Below are 17,910 nucleotides of genomic sequence, written 5' to 3' on the forward strand. Positions count from 1 at the left end.
TCAGACTAATTAGCTGCTCACTTTTTTAACGTTGAATTAATGCTACTTTTTTCGAGAAATCAATATCTCGGTAATAGCTGTTTTTAACAAGCACATTTGGACCTAAACATTGCACACTTGGGCAGTGGCAGTTAAGGGAAGAGGCTAAATCTGTTGCCAGCCATTTTTGGAATATATCTTCCAGGTTATCTGTTTGAATATTACCTAATGGTGGTGTATCCCCAAAGTCTGTAACGATAACATCTCCTGAGAAGATATTAACATTCAGACGGGAACGGCCGTCAGGATCGTTGCGGACAGTAACATTTTTACTTGCATACAGGCGTTTCAGCAGCTCTTGATCTTCTTTTGTACTGCTGCATGGATAAAATGGCAGTGTTCCAAACAGCATCCAGACATTTTCATCTCTTATGTCTAGCAAGTGATGGATGCTTTGACGCATTTCCTCCAGTGTTAATGTTTCCATCGTTGAAGCGAAATCAGATGGATACATTGGATGTATTTCATGGCGTTGACATTTCATCTCATCAACAATTTGACGGTGAATATGCTCTAAGTAAGGAAGTGTCTGTTTATTCAGCATCGTTTCTGCAGAAACGACCACACCTGCTTCCACTAATGCCCTGCTGTTAGTAATGATATTTTTGAAAAGTTTGCCTCTTTGTTCGTAAGACGGCTTTCTTGCCATCATCGCAAAGCCTCGTTCAGCAAACTCCTCTTCCGTACCCCAGTTATGAGATATATGCAAAACATCTAAATATGGAATGATTGGTTCATATCTGTCAAGACCTAGTGTCAGATTGGAGTTAATCTGTGTCTTTACACCTCTGCTATGGGCATATTTGAACAGCGGAACAACATAGTTTTCGACAGATCTGCGGCTCATCATCGGCTCACCGCCTGTGATGCTCATAGAGCGGAGATGAGGAATCTCATCAAGTCTCTTTAAAAGCAGATCAATCGGCAATGCATTCGGGTCTTTCGGCTGAAGGGTGTAGCCGACAGCACAATGCTCACAGCGCATATTACATAATGTTGTTGTCGTAAATTCTATATTGGAGAGTGTCAGCCCTCCATGCTGAGTTATATCCATATAAGCTTCCCAAGGATCATTCTTAGGGTTTACAATCGGATTTTTTTGAGAAATCATGATATTGCTCCTTTAAAAAAATTGCGAAAAAAAGCGCCCGCTTGTTTAAGTATTCATTAGACGGGAAAAGACAAGTAATGATAATAAAAAGGGAGATGATCTTATGTCTAATGAAAACAAGGGAAACAGTAAACTATTGGCTGGAATCGTCATTGGAAGTGTCATTGGGACAACATTATCCCTCATGGACCGTACAACAAGGACAAATGCTAAGGTGAAAGTGCAGCAGTGGAAGGAATCAACCAACCAGCTTGTGCATGAGCTGAGAGAAAACCCTAGTCAGGTAAAGCAAGATACTAGTGAAAAACTGCATTATTTAAGTGATACAATGCGAGAGGTTATGAATGACAGCCAAACAATGTTTCAGCATATTCAAAACACAATCAATGCAAGGACACAAGATTTAAAAGAAATAGCAGGCGATTTCAAGCAGCTTTACTTTCAATCGAAACGCCAATATCAGTCTATCCAACATAAATTGCAACAGACAAAAGAACAGATTGGCATGAACGGAAACTCATCCAGTGACAATCAGCTGTTGCCAGTAGTCGCACAGGACCACTCCCTGATGGAAAGGGAAAAGGCTACCCTATAATTATGTGAGCAGACGCACGTATAGTATAGTTTAACATAAAAAAAGTCACCTATAATGCCTATAGGTGACTTTTTTTAGAAAGGAAAGAGAAGCACAGGTGTAAAATCAGCGGAATTGAGCAAACATATAGAATAGAGGAAAAAGATTGCCGGAAGCTAATATTTTCGGTACGATGGATATGAGAGTGAAAGGAGAGATTTTTGTTGGGCAGTTCGATTACAGACAAAAATGAACAAGTTGATTTTTTAAAAACGAGATTAAATATGTTTCTTGATGTATTGGATGCGATTGATCCAGAAGAAGCGGAGCTTGAGGATATTGACCGCTTGATTGAAATGATTGACGATATTGAATCGAAATGCAATGAATTTAAACATAGAGACATTTAATTAGCGAAGAGCTCCAGTTGGGGCTTTTTTTGTTAGTATTTATGTAAACGATTTCATTACACTGTTCACAAACTCCGATGTAAGAGTATAATTTAAGAGAAAGATCGTTAAAAGGGTTGAGGGGGAGAAAATTAGTGAATATCAAGAATTTAAAAACAAGCATTTATCAGTTGATTGAAGAAACATCCACAAATCTTCCAAAAGATGTCCGCCGGGCTATTAAAAAGGCAGCGCTAAGGGAAAACGCAGGAACAAGATCGGCAATGAGCCTTGATACAATTCAAGCCAATATAGGCATGGCAGATATGGAAGTATCGCCCATTTGCCAGGATACCGGTCTGCCTACCTTTAAAATTAAGACACCAGTCGGTACAAATCAGCTTGAAATAAAAGCTGTAATCTATGAGTGCATGGAATTGGCGACACAAAGGGGGAAGCTTCGCCCGAATTCTGTTAATTCACTGACAGGAGATAACAGCGGCAACAACCTAGGAGCAGGAACGCCTGTTATTAAGTTTGAACAATGGGAAAAAGACTACATAGACATTGGCCTTATTCTTAAAGGTGGAGGCTGTGAAAACAAGAATATCCAGTACAGCCTGCCTTGTGAGCTTGATGGTCTTGGCCGAGCTGGCAGAGACTTGGACGGTATCCGTAAATGCATCCTCCATTCTGTTTACCAGGCCCAAGGGCAAGGCTGCAGTGCAGGCTTTATCGGTGTCGGCATCGGCGGCGACCGCTCAAGCGGCTATGATCTGGCTAAGGAGCAGCTTTTCCGTTCCGTAGATGATATCAATGAAAACGCAGAGCTTGCAGCCTTAGAAGAGTATATTTTGGAAAATGCTAATAAGCTTGGAATCGGTACGATGGGGTTTGGCGGTGAAACAACCTTGCTTGGCTGCAAGATTGGTGTGATGAACCGTATTCCAGCAAGTTTCTTTGTCTCTGTCGCTTATAACTGCTGGGCATTCCGCCGCTTAGGAATTAAGATTGACGCCATATCAGGCAGTATACTTGCGTGGAAATATGATGATGGAGAGAAAATAAACTTTGCAGGCAAACAAGAAGCTGATTCACAAGAAGAGGATAAAGTTATTAAGCTGACAGCACCAATAACAGAAGCAAAAATCCGTTCCTTAAAGGTCGGCGATGTAGTTGAAATCAGCGGAATGATGTATACAGGCAGAGATGCAATCCATAAATATTTGAGCACAAACGATTCACCAATTGATTTAAATGGACAAATTATCTATCATTGCGGTCCGGTTATGCTTAAAAGTGAAGATGATGTATGGCATGTAAAGGCAGCAGGACCAACAACGAGTATTCGTGAAGAGCCGTATCAAGGCGATATTATGAAAAAATTCGGCATCCGAGCTGTTATGGGTAAAGGCGGAATGGGTCCCAAAACCTTAAAAGCATTAGGCGAGCATGGCGGTGTTTATTTAAATGCAATCGGCGGAGCTGCTCAATATTACGCTGACTGCATTAAGTCTGTTCAAGGTGTTGATCTGATGCAATTCGGCATACCGGAAGCAATGTGGCATCTTCAAGTCGAGAATTTCCGTGCCGTTGTAACAATGGATTCACACGGCAATTCCTTGCACGAGGATATAGAGAAGTCATCATTGGAAAAACTTTCTCAGTTCAAGGAAGCTGTCTATAGTTGATTGTTTAATTTACCAATCATACTCCCTCTGTCACAACAAATAATAAGCTTAGATAGCTTATAAAGGAGGGAGAAAGGTGAAGCAGTTTAAACTAATATGTGCTTTTTTTGCATTATTTATGCTAGTACAGCATCCTGTGCTGGCGAACGTTTCCAACCAGCCTCAGCATTGGGGCTTCAAAAAATCAAGCAATGAGCAGCCAGCAGAAGCAGGGCAGCCGCTTGATCAACTTCTCCAGAAATATGGAGCATTTTATAAGGACAGCCCCGATGAGAAGGTATTGTACTTAACTTTTGATAATGGCTATGAAAATGGCTATACAGGGAAAATCCTTGATGTGCTGAAAAAAGAAAAGGTACCAGCAACCTTCTTCGTAACAGGACATTACTTACAAAGCGCCACAGATTTGGTGAAACGAATGGCTGATGAAGGGCATATTATCGGGAATCACTCGTACCATCATCCTGATTTCACACAAGTATCTGATTCTAGACTAAAAGAGGAACTGGATAAGGTGGCGAAAGAAACAGAAGAGATTACAGGCAAAAAAGGGATGAAATACTTACGGCCTCCCCGCGGTGTATTTAGTGAACGTACTTTGAAGCTTGCTAAAGATCTCGGCTATACACAAGTGTTCTGGTCTTTAGCGTTTGTTGACTGGAAAACCGATCAGCAAAAGGGCTGGCAATACAGCTACGACAATATGATGAAGCAGGCGCATCCTGGCTGCATAATGCTTTTGCATACTGTATCAAAAGATAATGCAGATGCGTTAGAAGCTGCGATTAAAGACTTAAAGAAAAGAGGCTATACTTTTAAAAGCCTTGATGACTTTATGGAAAAGCAGCAAAAAGCTAAAGAGAAAAGTCCGAATTAAATCGGGCTTTTTTCTTTTTTTGTAAAGATTAGTTAATGCATAGAACTTCCACATATATCCATGCTATAATGAGTGGAAAACAGAACAGGTGATTCTATTGCATATTCTTCCAGTTGCAGGACCATATAATTTTGATCTTGTGTTAAGCCGATTAGCGTTAGATCCGTTGCAGCAAATAGATTTTCAGGAGAGGTCTGTTAAAGTTCCGCTTGTTATTGGTCAAAAGCAAATGGTTACAACTGTAAAAGCGATTGGCACAACAGAGAAGCCAGCATTCCAAATAGAAGGCTATACGGACGAATTTGAAGAGAGTGTTATTCGAGAGCTGACGCGGATTTTTCAATGGGAAAGCTCTCTTATCGAGGTGCATGAACATTTCCAGCACACACAATTACACGAGCTGTTTAACAGCCATTTCGGAACACCGCTTGTCCTTGATTTCCATCCATATAACTGTCTTGTGAAGTGCGTTATCCATCAGCAGCTTAATTTAAAGTTTGCCCATATATTGACAGAAAGATTTGTGAAAACATATGGATTTGAAAAAGACGGAGCATGGTTTTACCCGGAACCAGAACGTGTTGCCAGCCTTACAGTGGCAAACTTAAGAGAGCTGCAATTCAGTACAAGAAAAGCTGAATACATCATTGATATTTCGAAGGAGATTGCTTTAGGAAGACTGAATATAGAGAGTCTGCATGATAAAACAGAGGAAGAAATTATGAAAGAACTGATAGTGTACAGAGGAATTGGGCAATGGACAATTCAAAATGTGCTTCTGTTTGGGCTAGGAAGGAAAAATCTGTTCCCGATTGCAGATATCGGCATCCAAAATGCCTTAAAAAAGCTGCTTGGCTTAAAGGCCAAGCCGACAAAAGAGCAAATGGAGGCAATGATTCCGGCTTGGGAGCCATATTTAAGCTATGCTTCTTTATATTTATGGCGAAGTATTGAATGATTTCATGAAACCAAGGGATAAGCCTTTACGTCTATAAAATTAGACAAACATGATTATGCTAACACATGTATTGTGCAATTCGGGAATATATTATATAAAGGAAGAGAAAAAAATCTTGTGAAAAATGGAGACATTTATGAACTATGGAGGAAAAGCGCTTTTTAATGGCGTAAAGTTTCATTCAAAAAATGTTAGTGTTAAATCAATCCGAAAAGATGGCAAGATTACGACAACCCACCAAATAAAGGGGAGGGAAGAAGAGGATATAGATGACTTTGATATCGATAAATATTTAAAAAGAGTGCCGATAGTCAGAGGTATGTGGTTTTTCATCACATCATTCCTTGATACATGGAAGTCGTTTTTGTCTATATTAGCTTTTGGGTTTACGTTTCTTTTTGTCATGTCCAAAGGAAGCTGGTCAATCGGAGGTTTAAGTGCAGCAGAGATCGAAACAGCAGTTATACTACTTATAATTTTATACTTACTGATCTACAAGCTCACACCGCTCGGAAAGTACCATGCTGCCGAACATATGGCAGCCAACTGTTTTAATAGAAGAGAAGACCTTACATTAAAAAATGTGCAAAGCCAGTCCCGCATCAGCGAAGACTGCCATTTGAATCTTGTCATTTTTATTGCGCTCTTCAGTGTAACGGTTTGGCTTATTCCCTATTCTAATCAAATCGACGGTATTGTTGTGCTTTTCGTTGTACTGGCACTTGCATATGAGCTGTACATCATCCGAAACAAGCATGTGAAGAAGCTGTTGAGACCGATTTATTTTATCGGATATGGTCTGCAGTACCTTCTTTTCACAACGAAACCTGCCGCAGAACATCTTGAAACAGCTATTCAGTCACTAAAGAAAATGGCTGCACTCCAAGAAAGCATGGACAAAGAGGAAGCCGCTAAGAAGGGAACTGAAATAGTGTTTCATCCAGCTAAATAAAAATGAAAACAGCTCAAATGAGCTGTTTTTTTATTGAAGATGCTTGCCTTCATATTCATTGTTGCTGTTATCATACGTATTAATAAAGATTGCTTCTTTATGTCTATATATAAATTCATAGTTTAAACCCTTTTCATCTTTAAATACGACAGTGACGTAATAATGACCTGATTTTTCATCATACCACGGTTCTATTTTTTTGATGTTTTCCTCAAGTTCTCCGTTAGCCTCTAAATATTGCAACACAGCTGTTTCAGACTTTTTTTCCATCCAAGAAAATCCGTATAATTCTCCATATAGGTAGACCGAAAATCCGATTATTACAAGCGAAACTAAAAAAACAAATAAATTTTTAGCCAATATTACAACACCTCCATTTTAGTGTAATTTTACTCTTTTATTGTTAGATTGTCTATTTAATGGTAAAAAAACCTAAAGAAAAAGGTGTTTTCTTGATAATTCATTCGTATAAGTTCCTTGTTTTATTCGTAAATATGTACGAACAATTATAATTGATATATTGACACGTACGTATATGTGTAATACGATAATCAAAGTTATGAAAGTGTTTACATAATAGAGCTAAAGCAAGAGGGGATAAGCTTTCGTAGCAATAATAGAGAAACCGTATTGGCTTAAATGGACAAGTATAAATGCTACTCAACAAAGCTGACACGGCAGGGAGGAATTCACAATGAAAAGGAATGGATCTCGAAGGTTTTTGATGTTTTTCTTGGCAGTTGTTCTCGTAATTCCGCAGTTTTTTCTTTTAAGCACAAATTCAGCAGTAGTTAAGGCTGCCACAGAGCCGGTCTTTAAAAGGGCTTCTGTTCATGACCCTTCTGTTATTGAGGCAGATGGGGAGTTTTATGTTTTCGGTTCTCATCTTGCCTCTGCAAAAACGAAGGATTTTATGCAATGGGAGCAAGTCTCCTCCACTGTGTCTGCAGAAAATCCTCTGTTTGAGAATGTTTTAGAAGAGCTGAAGGAAACATTTGATTGGGCAGAGTCCGATACACTCTGGGCGGCAGATGTTATCCAGCTTGAGGATGGAAAATATTATATGTACTATAATGCCTGTAAAGGTGATTCTCCCCGTTCAGCACTTGGTGTTGCCGTTTCTGATAGTGTAGATGGACCATACAAGGATCTTGGCATTATCTTGAAATCAGGCATGTGGGATGAGGAAAGCGAGGACGGCACGATTTATGATGCGACAAAGCATCCGAATGCTGTTGATCCTGATGTGTTTTTCGATAAAAACGGCAAGCTTTGGATGGTGTATGGCTCCTATTCCGGCGGGATTTTCATCCTTGAAATGGACCCGGTAACAGGCAAGCAGCTTCCAGGCCAAGGCTATGGGAAAAAGCTTCTTGGCGGCAATCACAGCAGAATTGAAGGCGCCTATATTCAATACAGCAAGGAAACAGATTATTACTATATGTACTTGTCGTTTGGAGGATTGGATTCGACTGGCGGCTACAACATGAGGGTCGTCCGTTCAAAAACTCCAGATGGTCCGTATTATGACGCGGCAGGCAATGATATGACGAATGTAAAGGCAGATCCGACATTGCCATTATTCGACGACAAATCAATTGAACCGTATGGCGTTAAGCTGATGGGCAGCTACCTGTTCAAACGAGAGATTGGGGAAAGCGGAACAGGAATTGGCACAGGCTATGTCTCACCAGGACATAACTCTGTTTATTACGATGAAAGCACAGATGAACAATATTTAATTTTCCATACCCGTTTTCCTGAAAGAGGAGAGCAGCATGAACTTCGTGTTCACAAAATGTATATGAACGACGAGGCTTGGCCTGTTGTGTCTCCATATGAATATGCTGGTGAAAGCCTGCAGGATGTAGCTGCAGCGGATATATCCGGCGACTATAAGTTTATTAACCATGGCAAAGATATTTCAGCAGACATTAAACAGTCTGTTTTAATAAGTTTGAACAATGATGGAAGCATTACCGGTCAGGTTTCAGGTACGTGGAAGGAACAAGGTTCTAATAAAGCAGAGCTGACGATTGACGGTAAGGTATACAATGGCGTGTTTGTCAGCCAGTGGGACCCAACTTCGAAATCGAATGTAATGACATTTACAGCTACATCAGATGAAGGTGTATCTGTCTGGGGCAGCAAAGCGGAAAGTAAATCAGATGAAGAAATAGTCGAGGCAGTGAAAGCTGGTCTTGATTTAGGTGATACAACAGCGGTTATCAGCAACTTGAAGCTTGTAACAGAAGGGCTGCGCGGTGCGGTTATTAGCTGGAGCTCCTCCAATGAAGAGGTTGTCACAAGTGAAGGAAAAGTCACAAGACCGACTAATGGAGAGGCTGTTAAAGTGACATTGACGGCAACAATCACAAAAGGGGAAGCTACGGCTAGTAAAGCCTTTGAGATTACGGTCTTGCCAGAGGAACAAGGCAAACTTGCTGCACACTATGCGTTTGAAGGCGATTTAAAGGACAGCACAGGCACGCAAGCAGACGGACAGCCAACAGGAAATCTCATTTCTAACACAGGTGGTACAATTTCTTACACAGAAGGTAAAACTGGCCAAGGTGCAATTTTTGACGGTGCATCAGGCGTACTATTGCCAAAGGGACTGATTTCCAGCAATAAATACAGCGTATCCTTCTGGCTGAACCCTGAGCAGCTTACTAATTATACGTCTGCGTTTTTTGGAGCCAAAACAGATGCAAACTGGATTAGTTTTGTACCGAAAGGCAATGATGCTGTCAGCAATAACAGCATGATCTGGTCGAATAGCGACGGTTGGTATGATGCAGATGCAGGCACACAAATTCCCGTCAATGAATGGTCTCATATTGCCTTTACTGTTGATAACGGACAAATCAATATTTATATCAATGGCGAAAAAGCATTCAGCGGCACAGAATTCTTTAATGTTTTCACAGACAAAAATGCCCTGTTCGCTCTAGGTGTGAATTATTGGGACACCCCATTCAAAGGGCTGATGGATGAAGTGCTTGTGTATGATTCTGTTGCTTTGACAGAAGATGCGGTTAAGGACTATTACACTACTGGAACAATTCCAGTAGTTGCGGAACCAGAAACACCAGCTCCAGATGATGAAGAAGAAATAGACAAGCCGGATGAGAACGGCACGCCAAGTCCAGAAGATGGAACAGATAAACCGGACGATAACGGCAGTCAAGAAAGTGGCGGCAATGACACGAATGATAACGAAGAAGGAAGCAGTAATACGACGGAAGATGGTGAGAAGGACAGTGTGAAAGGGGAAGGACATGGACTGCCTAATACGGCAACAAATTCCTTCAATTATTTACTGGCAGGTATTGCCATGATTGTGATTGGTGCATGTGCGTTTCTTTTTAAAAAGAAAAGGGCTAGAATAGAATAAGAAAAAAATCCCTCAAAGAATTCATTTTGAGGGATTTTTATTTGCAGGATAACTAGATTATCGAATAAAGAAGTATTAGTATAAAGGTTGCAGATTAGACTGATTATAATGAATAAAAAATAGAACCTAATTACAGGAGCAAAAGAATGAATGATATTAAACAAACAAGCACGGTAAAAATAAAGCTAGGACAAACCTTCCCACTGACAATTAAGCGGCTCGGAATTAACGGAGAAGGTGTCGGTTATTTTAAACGGCAGGTCGTTTTTGTCCCAGGCGCCCTTCCAGGGGAAGAGGTTGTTGTTGAGACAACAAAAGTTATGCCGAAGTTCTCAGAGGCAAAGGTCAAAAAAATCCGCAAAGCATCACCATTCCGTGTACAGGCACCTTGTCCTTTTTATGAACAATGCGGCGGCTGCCAGCTTCAGCATTTGGCTTATGATCAGCAGCTTCGCGAAAAACGCGATATTGTTATTCAATCACTTGAAAGACATACTAAGCTGAAAATTGAAAATCTCGAAATCCGTCCGACAATCGGTATGGAAGACCCATGGAATTACCGTAACAAAAGCCAATTCCAAATCGGCCAGCAAAAAAACGGCAAAGTGATCGCAGGGCTTTACGGTATTGATTCCCATCGCCTTGTGCCAATCCAAAACTGTATGGTTCAGCACCCGCTCACTAACAAAGTGTCAGAAGAAGTCCGCAACATCTTAGAAGAGCTACAGGTGCCAATCTATAATGAACGGACCCAAAAAGGCATCGTCCGTACCATTGTAACAAGAGCAGGCTTCCAATCAGGAGAAGTACAGGTCGTCTTAATCACGACCCAAAAAGAAGTGCCGCGCAAAAAGCAAATTATGGCGGAAATTCAAAAACGTCTGCCTGAAGTGAAGTCACTCGTGCAAAACATTAATGGCAACAAAACATCCTTAATATTTGGCGAGAAAACGATTCATCTAAGAGGAGAGGAAGTTATCCAGGAAACACTCGGTGACTTGAACTTTGAGCTGTCAGCCCGCGCCTTCTTCCAGCTGAATCCAGTGCAAACAGTCAAGCTGTACGACGAAGTTAAAAAAGCAGCCAGACTGACAGGCAAAGAGAAGATTGCTGACGCCTATTGCGGAGTCGGAACAATCGGCTTATGGCTTGCAGACGGTGCCAGCGAAGTCCGCGGCATGGATACAATCGAAGCAGCCGTTCTCGATGCCCAAAAAAATGCCGATAGACACGGCATCAAAAACGCCACATACGTAACCGGCACAGCTGAGCACTGGCTTCCAAAATGGGTCGAAGAAGGCTGGCGCCCAGACGTAGTAGTAGTCGATCCGCCAAGAACCGGCTGTGACCGTAAGCTGCTTGACGCCATCAAAAAGGTCAAGCCGAAAAAGTTTATTTACGTATCCTGCAACCCATCAACATTGGCGAAGGATATTGATTATTTGAGCAAGGATTATAAGGTAGAGTATTTGCAGCCTGTGGACATGTTCCCGCACACAGCGCACGTTGAATGTGTGGCACAGCTCGTATTAAAATAACAATCACATAAAGCAAATCAGACCCTGCTTTCGTAAAATAATTTGCGATTGTAGGGTTTATTTTAAGTATTGTTTCACTAACAAAATGCCTAATTAACCATGTATTTAATTAAACAGAGTAATAATACAGACTTTTTCACTTTTGTGTGAAAAAGTCTGTATTAAATTATTTTAGTATTCCTCCTATACTGAAATCAGTGATAGAAAGTGCTTTCAAAACACAAATGTGGAGGAGGAATTACTAATGAGTGATACATGGTTAAATTTAAAAGGAAAAGTTGCGATCGTAACAGGCGGTGCCTCTGGTATTGGTTTGGAAATTACGAAGGGACTTTTAAATAATGGAGTTAAAGTTGTAGTTGCAGATTTAAATGGAGAAGAAGGAGCTAGAGAAGATGGTTCTTATTTTCTAAAATGTGATGTGACAAATAAAGAAAGTGTTGATAAAACTGTTTCTAAAACAGTTGAAATGTTTGGCACTGTAGATATCTTAGTAAATAATGCTGGTGTTAACTTGCCAAGATTGTTAGTGGATGATAAAGGGGAAAGACCGGAGTATGAATTGAGCGAGGGTGATTTTGACTTTATGGTAGCAGTAAATCAAAAAGGTCCTTATCTTTTTGCTCAAGCTGCTGCTAAGGAAATGTTAAAGGAAAAGAAAGGTGTCATTATTAACGTTTCGTCTGAAGCTGGTCAAGAAGGTTCTGCTGGGCAAAGCTGTTACTCTGCTACAAAAGGTGCCGTTATTTCTTTCACTCGTGCATGGGCAAAGGAACTTGGAAAGTTTAATATCCGAGTTGTTGGTATTGCTCCCGGTATCATTGAAACAACAGGTTTAAGAACAGATGCTTATAATGAAGCGTTAGCATACACTCGCGGCGTTACTGTAGATGGATTATCCACAGATTACAGCAAATCCATTCCTCTTGGAAGAGAAGGCAAACTAACAGAGATTGGCGATTTGGTAACCTATTTAGCTTCCGATCGTTCCAGCTATATCACGGGTACAACATTGAATATTTCAGGAGGAAAATCTAGAGGTTAACAGTGAAGTCAGAATGCCTTTAATGATTGTTTAAAACGAGGTTGACTGTCATTCACTTTAAGTTTTTCTAACCTGCTGTTTTGGCATTCATTTAGCAAAGAGGTGGTAGAATGTCTGACTTTACATTAGAGGATAAAGTAATTCAGATTATAGAATTATCGCAACAAAGAGACTATAGCTCTTTAGAGTTTTTAGCAGAAGCTTTAGGAGTAGGAACTAGATCTGTCCGAAACTATATCAAGAAGGTAAATGAGGAATTAGAGGGCATTGCATGTCTTGATAACAAAAGAGGCAAAGGCTTCTGGTTATCCATACAAGATCAATCTAGCTTTGACCTTCTAATGAATCACATCAGCTCTAAAAAAAATTTAATGGATTCATCGAAGCGCCGTATAGCTTATATCATTGAAAGGCTTATTAATAATGAGGTCATAATCACTTTAGATGAGCTGGCTTACGAGATGAATATAAGCCGAACCACACTCGTAAATGAATTGAAAAAAGCTTCTGTATCGTTGGAAGCCTATAATCTTAAAATTCATGGTAAACCAAATACAGGAATTAGCTTAGATGGTGTCGAGCTGGATATTCGCTTTTTTATCATCAATAATGTCTTTGAAATGATTTACAGGTCCTATCCATTAGATCAAGACATCGAAGAAGAAATAACAACAATTGCTGCCCGCCACGATTTCGAATCTAGTACACAAAAGCGATTGATGGAATTTGTAATAGTAATGCTCGATCGACTGTTGAAAAATCAACCATTAAAAAAAGTAAAGGACAGTCATTTAAAGCTCAAGCATACGCATGATTATCAAATCGGTTTAGAGATTGCCGCCGTCATTGAAAAATGTCTTCCAATCACAATCCCGGAAAGTGAGATAATTTTCATTACTATTCCAATCGCGGGGAGAAGGACGCCAACAAATAATCGCTCAATAGAAAATATTGCAATACCAGGTGAGATTAAGAGATTACTAGAGTTAATTGTCGAAAATATTGGCTTCAAAAAAGATATTATCGAAGAAAATGAATCATTCTTTATCGATTTGCAATATCATTTAACATTTATGATTAACCGATTAATGTTTGGTTTGCGAATAGAAAATCCGATGTTAATGGATGTCAAAGAAAAGTATCCAGTAGCTTTTCAAATGGCAAAGATTGCAGGGGACATCATTAACAAGGAATATGATTTAGATGTTTCAGATGATGAACTCGGTTACATCGCTTTCTATTTTGGGGTGTTCATTTCGCAGAGTGAAGTGAAGGTTAAAAGCATTAGAAAAGCAGCAGTTATCTGTGGAACAGGAAGAGGAACAGCTAAGCTAGTCTCCAATCAGCTGCAGCGCATCCTCAATAAAGAGACAGAATTAAAACTTTTCTCAGAAACAGAGGTAACAAAAGAACTTCTAAATGAGTTTGATATTATCTTTTCTACAGTAAAACTTTCTATTCAAACTAGCAAACCGGTTATTTTGATAAATGAAATCTTTGATGAACAAGCTATTTCTCGAAAAATAGACGAAGTAGCATATATGCAAGCGTTTAGGATAAAGGCTGATTCTAATTCGCATTCATCCATTTTAAATCATTTAATAAGCAAAGAAAGCTTCTTCCTTTTAAATAGTAAGGTTGATTATCATGATAACTTATACACGATGGTGGATGAACTGGTTAAGACCGGACACTTGGATCATGAGTTCATAAATCGACTTAAGGAAAGAGAGAAAAAAGGATCAATGGTATTTGATCGTTACATTGCAATACCACATACCTTTAATTATCAATCTGATCAAATTAAGCTGGCACTAGGAGTTTTCCCCGATACAGTAATCTCTGATGGAAAAGATATAAAACTTATTTTCTTATTAGGCATTCCAGAACAACAATCTGAAATGACCGAACATCAGCTAGTGAGTGTTTATGATGAAATTATTCGAATAGCAAATGACGAAAAGGTGATAAACCAGCTAGCTAGTGCAGCAAATTATGAGGATGTATCAGAATGTTTAAAAAAGATTAGTAAGTTTAGTTAATCGTTATGCAATATTTTGTAAGCGTTTATCTTTGCAGCTGGAGAATTTAATGAAAAGGGGTAAGGAAATGTTTTTAGGATTTATTATATTGATTGGTATTGCATGGCTGTTACAAAGTATTTTTGGTTTTCTACAAATTAAACATTTCAATAGGAAGTATAGTGAATTAAGGCGCTTAGGCCGTGTAGCTATTGGCAAAAAAACCGGTATGTTCAGAGCAGGAACGGTTGTTATGTTCGCCATTGATAAGCGAAATAACATTATAAAAGCCGCTAAAATGCAAGGAGTTACGGTTTTTTCCCGAGTGCGAGAACTAAAAGGGTTTGAAGGGAAAAATCTATTGAAAATTTCAGATGGAGATTATAAAGGTATAAACAAATTAACAAAGTATGCAATAGAAGATGCTTTAAAAAGCTACGATGTTATTTCTAAAGGCGGAGAGTTAAGAGTTAAAAAAGGCTGGATTGATTATCTAATTCCTAAAAAAAGCTGACAGAAAAGGAGAGATTAGTATATGGATATCTTAATTAAAGGCGCAGAGAAATTTATGGACTTGTTCCGGCATGGGGGCGAGACATTTATAGGAATGGTAACAGATATTGTTCCTTTGTTAATCATGCTGCTGGTTGCGATGAATGCACTTGTCCGTTTGGTAGGGGAAGAAAGGGTGGAGAAGCTGGCAAGAAAGTCTGCGAAAAACCCATTTACCCGCTATTTTATCTTACCGATCATCGGTACATTTATTTTAGCTAATCCAATGACATTATCATTAGGCAAGTTCTTGCCTGAAAAATATAAGCCAAGCTATTACGCAGCTGCTTCCTATTCATGCCACACTCATAACGGGTTATTCCCGCATGTTAACCCAGGAGAATTATTTGTTTTCTTAGGTGTTGCAGCAGGGATTACGGCACTAGGTTTTGATACTGCAGAATTAGCTCTTCGTTATTTCCTAGTTGGGATTGTAACGAACTTCTTGCGAGGCTGGATCACAGATTATATGACAGCCTATGTAGCTAAACAACAAAATGTAAAATTAAAAGATACTGTTAAACTATAATAAATGGTGGTGAAGGAAAATGAAAACATATCAAGCTATTAAAATATCAAAAGGTTCAGGCGGATTTGGCGGACCATTAGTCATTACACCAACAGAAGAAAAAAATAAGGTTGTGTATATTACAGGTGGCGAAAAACCTGATATTGCAGATAAAATTGCTGAATTAACTGGTTGTGAATTAGTGAATGGTTTTAAAACAAGTGTTCCTGAAACAGAAATGGCATGTGTCATTATTGATTGCGGCGGAACATTGCGTTGTGGTTTATACCCGCAAAAACGCATACCAACAATTAATATAATGCCTACAGGTCAAAGTGGTCCATTGGCGAAACATATTACGGAAGACATCTATGTGTCAGGTGTAAAAAAAGATAATATCCAGCTTGCAGACGGGGAAGTGCTGCAAAACACAGCGAATACTCCTGCTGAGAAAACGGAAGAAAAAGAATATAAATATGATTCCAGCAAAAAAATTAGTGAGCAACAGAAACCAAAAGGTTTAATGGCAAGAGTTGGCATGGGAATGGGGAATATCACAAGTGTTTTCTATCAAGCAGGCCGAGATGCAATTGATACCGTAATTAAAACGATCCTTCCATTTATGGCCTTTGTTGCCATGCTAATTGGAATTATCTTAGAAACAGGCATTGGCGATCTTTTTGCAAGTATTTTATCACCATTTATCGGTAATGTTTGGGGATTGATGGCGATAGCACTTGTTTGTTCCTTCCCGCTGTTATCACCATTTTTAGGACCTGGTGCTGTTATTGCTCAAGTAGTAGGAACGCTAATTGGTGTAGAAATCGGTAAAGGCAATATTCCACCACACTTAGCACTTCCTGCATTATTTGCAATCAATTCACAAGCTGCAGCCGACTTTGTTCCCGTAGGGTTAGGATTAGCTGAGGCAGAGCCTGAGACAGTGGAAGTCGGAGTGCCGGCTGTGCTGTATGGCAGGTTTTTGACAGGAGCGCCAACCGTTTTTATCGCTTGGCTTGCTAGTTTTGGACTTTATGAATAACCATTTAACAACACAGTTTGAATAGCACAAAAAATTTTAGAGTAAAAGGAGTAAAAAACCATGCAAAAGAAATATGAAACAGTCATTAATAAAATAGGTCCTTCAGTATCCGCATTTCTTGGCGACAAAATGTTGATTCTTTTTGGAGAAAATGCACCAGCAGAACTTGCTGATTATTGCTTATCCATTACGGTAAATAATATTGACAATGAAATAAAAGCAGGAGATACACTTCAACTAGGGGATAAAAACTATACAATTACATCGGTCGGAGATGCTGTGGAAAAAAACCTGACAGCCCTAGGACATATCACTCTCAAATTTGATGGATCGGAGAATCCAGAATTACCAGGAACGCTATATTTAGAAGACAGTGAAATAGCTGATGTGAAGCAAGGCGACATCATCCGAATATATTAATTATTTTTTGTCAGTAAAGTTTATAGCTTAACATTTCTAGGTAATCAGATAAATGGTCGTCGGAAGTTAAGCTATTTTATTTTTTCCTAAAGGGAGTGGAAATATGAAACTATTCATTGATTCTGCAGACATAAACAAAATTAAAATGCTTACTGAATACTATTCTATTGACGGCGTAACCACAAACCCAAGTATTATCGTTAAAGAAGGCAAACCTTTTTTACCTTTACTAAAAGAAATCCAAAGCAGTCTAGGCGTAGAGAAGGAACTTTTTGTGCAAACAATTGCTGACAAGGCAGAAAACATAGTGGAAGAAGCAAAGTACATTCAGAAGTCATTACAAGGGAATATAGTAATCAAGATACCTGTGACAAGCGAAGGCTTAAAAGCAATTAAATTGTTGAGCGGCATTGGAATTCGGACATTAGCAACAACAGTTTATACTCCCTTAAATGCATACTTAGCTGCCAAAGCAGGTGCAAACTATGTAGCTCCATATGTGAACCGAATTGATAACTTGACAGGCAACGGTATCCAAGTTGTCAAAGATATAGTAGAAATATTCGTAAAATCTAATTTTAATTGTGAAGTATTAGCAGCAAGTTTTAAAAATACCCAACAAGTACTAGAGGTTTGCCTAGCAGGAGCACATGGGGTTACAGCTTCTCCAGACATTATTGAAGCATTTCTTAAAGTTCCATCTATTAAAGAGAATGTAGAAACATTCAGTAGAGAATGGTATGAATTATACGGAAATAAAAGCCTTTTGGATTAAGTGGAGAGAAGGGGAAGCAGA

At 39.3% G+C, this 17,910-nt stretch carries 17 protein-coding genes; 15 read left to right on the forward strand and 2 right to left on the reverse strand.

What is annotated here, in order from left to right; all coding sequences use genetic code 11:
- Positions 1-25: 25 nt before the first annotated feature.
- Positions 26-1,150, reverse strand: a complete 1,125-nt coding sequence (yfkAB, locus tag ACLIJJ_RS18760; RefSeq protein WP_411411463.1) for a radical SAM/CxCxxxxC motif protein YfkAB — start codon at positions 1,148-1,150, stop codon at positions 26-28.
- 103 nt (positions 1,151-1,253) lie between these two features.
- On the opposite strand from yfkAB, the gene ACLIJJ_RS18765 reads away from it, so the two are divergent.
- The 6 genes from ACLIJJ_RS18765 (at position 1,254) to ACLIJJ_RS18790 (ending at position 6,591) form a co-directional block, all read left to right on the forward strand.
- Positions 1,254-1,745, forward strand: a complete 492-nt coding sequence (locus tag ACLIJJ_RS18765; RefSeq protein WP_192486425.1) for a YtxH domain-containing protein — start codon at positions 1,254-1,256, stop codon at positions 1,743-1,745.
- Between the two features lie 203 nt (positions 1,746-1,948).
- On the forward strand, positions 1,949-2,134 hold the full coding sequence (locus tag ACLIJJ_RS18770) for an SE1561 family protein (protein WP_192486424.1): 186 nt from the start codon (positions 1,949-1,951) through the stop codon (positions 2,132-2,134).
- A gap of 134 nt (positions 2,135-2,268) precedes the next feature.
- Entirely contained in the window at positions 2,269-3,804 is a 1,536-nt protein-coding gene (locus tag ACLIJJ_RS18775) for a fumarate hydratase (RefSeq protein ID WP_411411464.1), read from the forward strand.
- 118 nt (positions 3,805-3,922) lie between these two features.
- Complete coding sequence (gene pdaA, locus ACLIJJ_RS18780) at positions 3,923-4,681, forward strand: delta-lactam-biosynthetic de-N-acetylase (protein WP_411411482.1); 759 nt, start codon at positions 3,923-3,925, stop codon at positions 4,679-4,681.
- 97 nt (positions 4,682-4,778) lie between these two features.
- Positions 4,779-5,639 carry a DNA-3-methyladenine glycosylase family protein gene (locus ACLIJJ_RS18785; protein ID WP_411411465.1) on the forward strand — a complete coding sequence of 287 codons (861 nt, stop codon included), beginning with the start codon at positions 4,779-4,781 and terminating at the stop codon, positions 5,637-5,639.
- Positions 5,640-5,775: 136 nt separating this feature from the next.
- Positions 5,776-6,591 carry a DUF1385 domain-containing protein gene (locus ACLIJJ_RS18790; RefSeq protein ID WP_233316324.1) on the forward strand — a complete coding sequence of 272 codons (816 nt, stop codon included), beginning with the start codon at positions 5,776-5,778 and terminating at the stop codon, positions 6,589-6,591.
- Positions 6,592-6,621: 30 nt separating this feature from the next.
- Here ACLIJJ_RS18790 and ACLIJJ_RS18795 read toward each other — a convergent pair whose 3' ends face one another.
- Entirely contained in the window at positions 6,622-6,951 is a 330-nt protein-coding gene (locus tag ACLIJJ_RS18795; protein WP_233316325.1) for a DUF3139 domain-containing protein, read from the reverse strand.
- A gap of 334 nt (positions 6,952-7,285) precedes the next feature.
- Here ACLIJJ_RS18795 and abnB point away from each other — a divergent pair, with 334 nt between their 5' ends.
- The 9 genes from abnB (at position 7,286) to ACLIJJ_RS18840 (ending at position 17,889) form a co-directional block, all read left to right on the forward strand.
- Positions 7,286-9,988, forward strand: coding sequence for an arabinan endo-1,5-alpha-L-arabinosidase AbnB (abnB, locus tag ACLIJJ_RS18800; RefSeq protein WP_282581416.1), 2,703 nt, complete (start codon positions 7,286-7,288; stop codon positions 9,986-9,988).
- Positions 9,989-10,134: 146 nt separating this feature from the next.
- The gene (gene rlmD, locus ACLIJJ_RS18805) at positions 10,135-11,526 is read left to right on the forward strand and encodes a 23S rRNA (uracil(1939)-C(5))-methyltransferase RlmD (protein ID WP_192486419.1); all 1,392 of its coding nucleotides are present in this window, start codon (positions 10,135-10,137) and stop codon (positions 11,524-11,526) included.
- Between the two features lie 244 nt (positions 11,527-11,770).
- Positions 11,771-12,571: an SDR family oxidoreductase gene (locus ACLIJJ_RS18810; RefSeq protein WP_251646390.1), complete on the forward strand. Its 801-nt coding sequence runs from the start codon at positions 11,771-11,773 to the stop codon at positions 12,569-12,571.
- A gap of 110 nt (positions 12,572-12,681) precedes the next feature.
- Positions 12,682-14,613, forward strand: a complete 1,932-nt coding sequence (locus tag ACLIJJ_RS18815) for a BglG family transcription antiterminator (RefSeq protein WP_411411466.1) — start codon at positions 12,682-12,684, stop codon at positions 14,611-14,613.
- A 49-nt stretch (positions 14,614-14,662) separates the two neighbouring features.
- Positions 14,663-15,106, forward strand: coding sequence for a transcriptional regulator GutM (locus tag ACLIJJ_RS18820; protein WP_233316329.1), 444 nt, complete (start codon positions 14,663-14,665; stop codon positions 15,104-15,106).
- A 21-nt stretch (positions 15,107-15,127) separates the two neighbouring features.
- A complete protein-coding gene (gene srlA, locus ACLIJJ_RS18825) occupies positions 15,128-15,673 on the forward strand; it encodes a PTS glucitol/sorbitol transporter subunit IIC (protein ID WP_233316330.1) in 546 nt (181 codons plus the stop codon).
- Between the two features lie 19 nt (positions 15,674-15,692).
- Positions 15,693-16,694, forward strand: a complete 1,002-nt coding sequence (gene srlE / locus ACLIJJ_RS18830) for a PTS glucitol/sorbitol transporter subunit IIB (protein WP_233316331.1) — start codon at positions 15,693-15,695, stop codon at positions 16,692-16,694.
- A gap of 60 nt (positions 16,695-16,754) precedes the next feature.
- A complete protein-coding gene (locus tag ACLIJJ_RS18835; protein ID WP_233316332.1) occupies positions 16,755-17,114 on the forward strand; it encodes a PTS glucitol/sorbitol transporter subunit IIA in 360 nt (119 codons plus the stop codon).
- A gap of 103 nt (positions 17,115-17,217) precedes the next feature.
- Entirely contained in the window at positions 17,218-17,889 is a 672-nt protein-coding gene (locus ACLIJJ_RS18840) for a transaldolase family protein (RefSeq protein WP_233316333.1), read from the forward strand.
- The last annotated feature ends 21 nt before the right edge of the window (positions 17,890-17,910 follow it).

Source organism: Niallia laureatilytica (assembly GCF_046613985.1).
GTDB lineage: Bacteria > Bacillota > Bacilli > Bacillales > Cytobacillaceae > Niallia.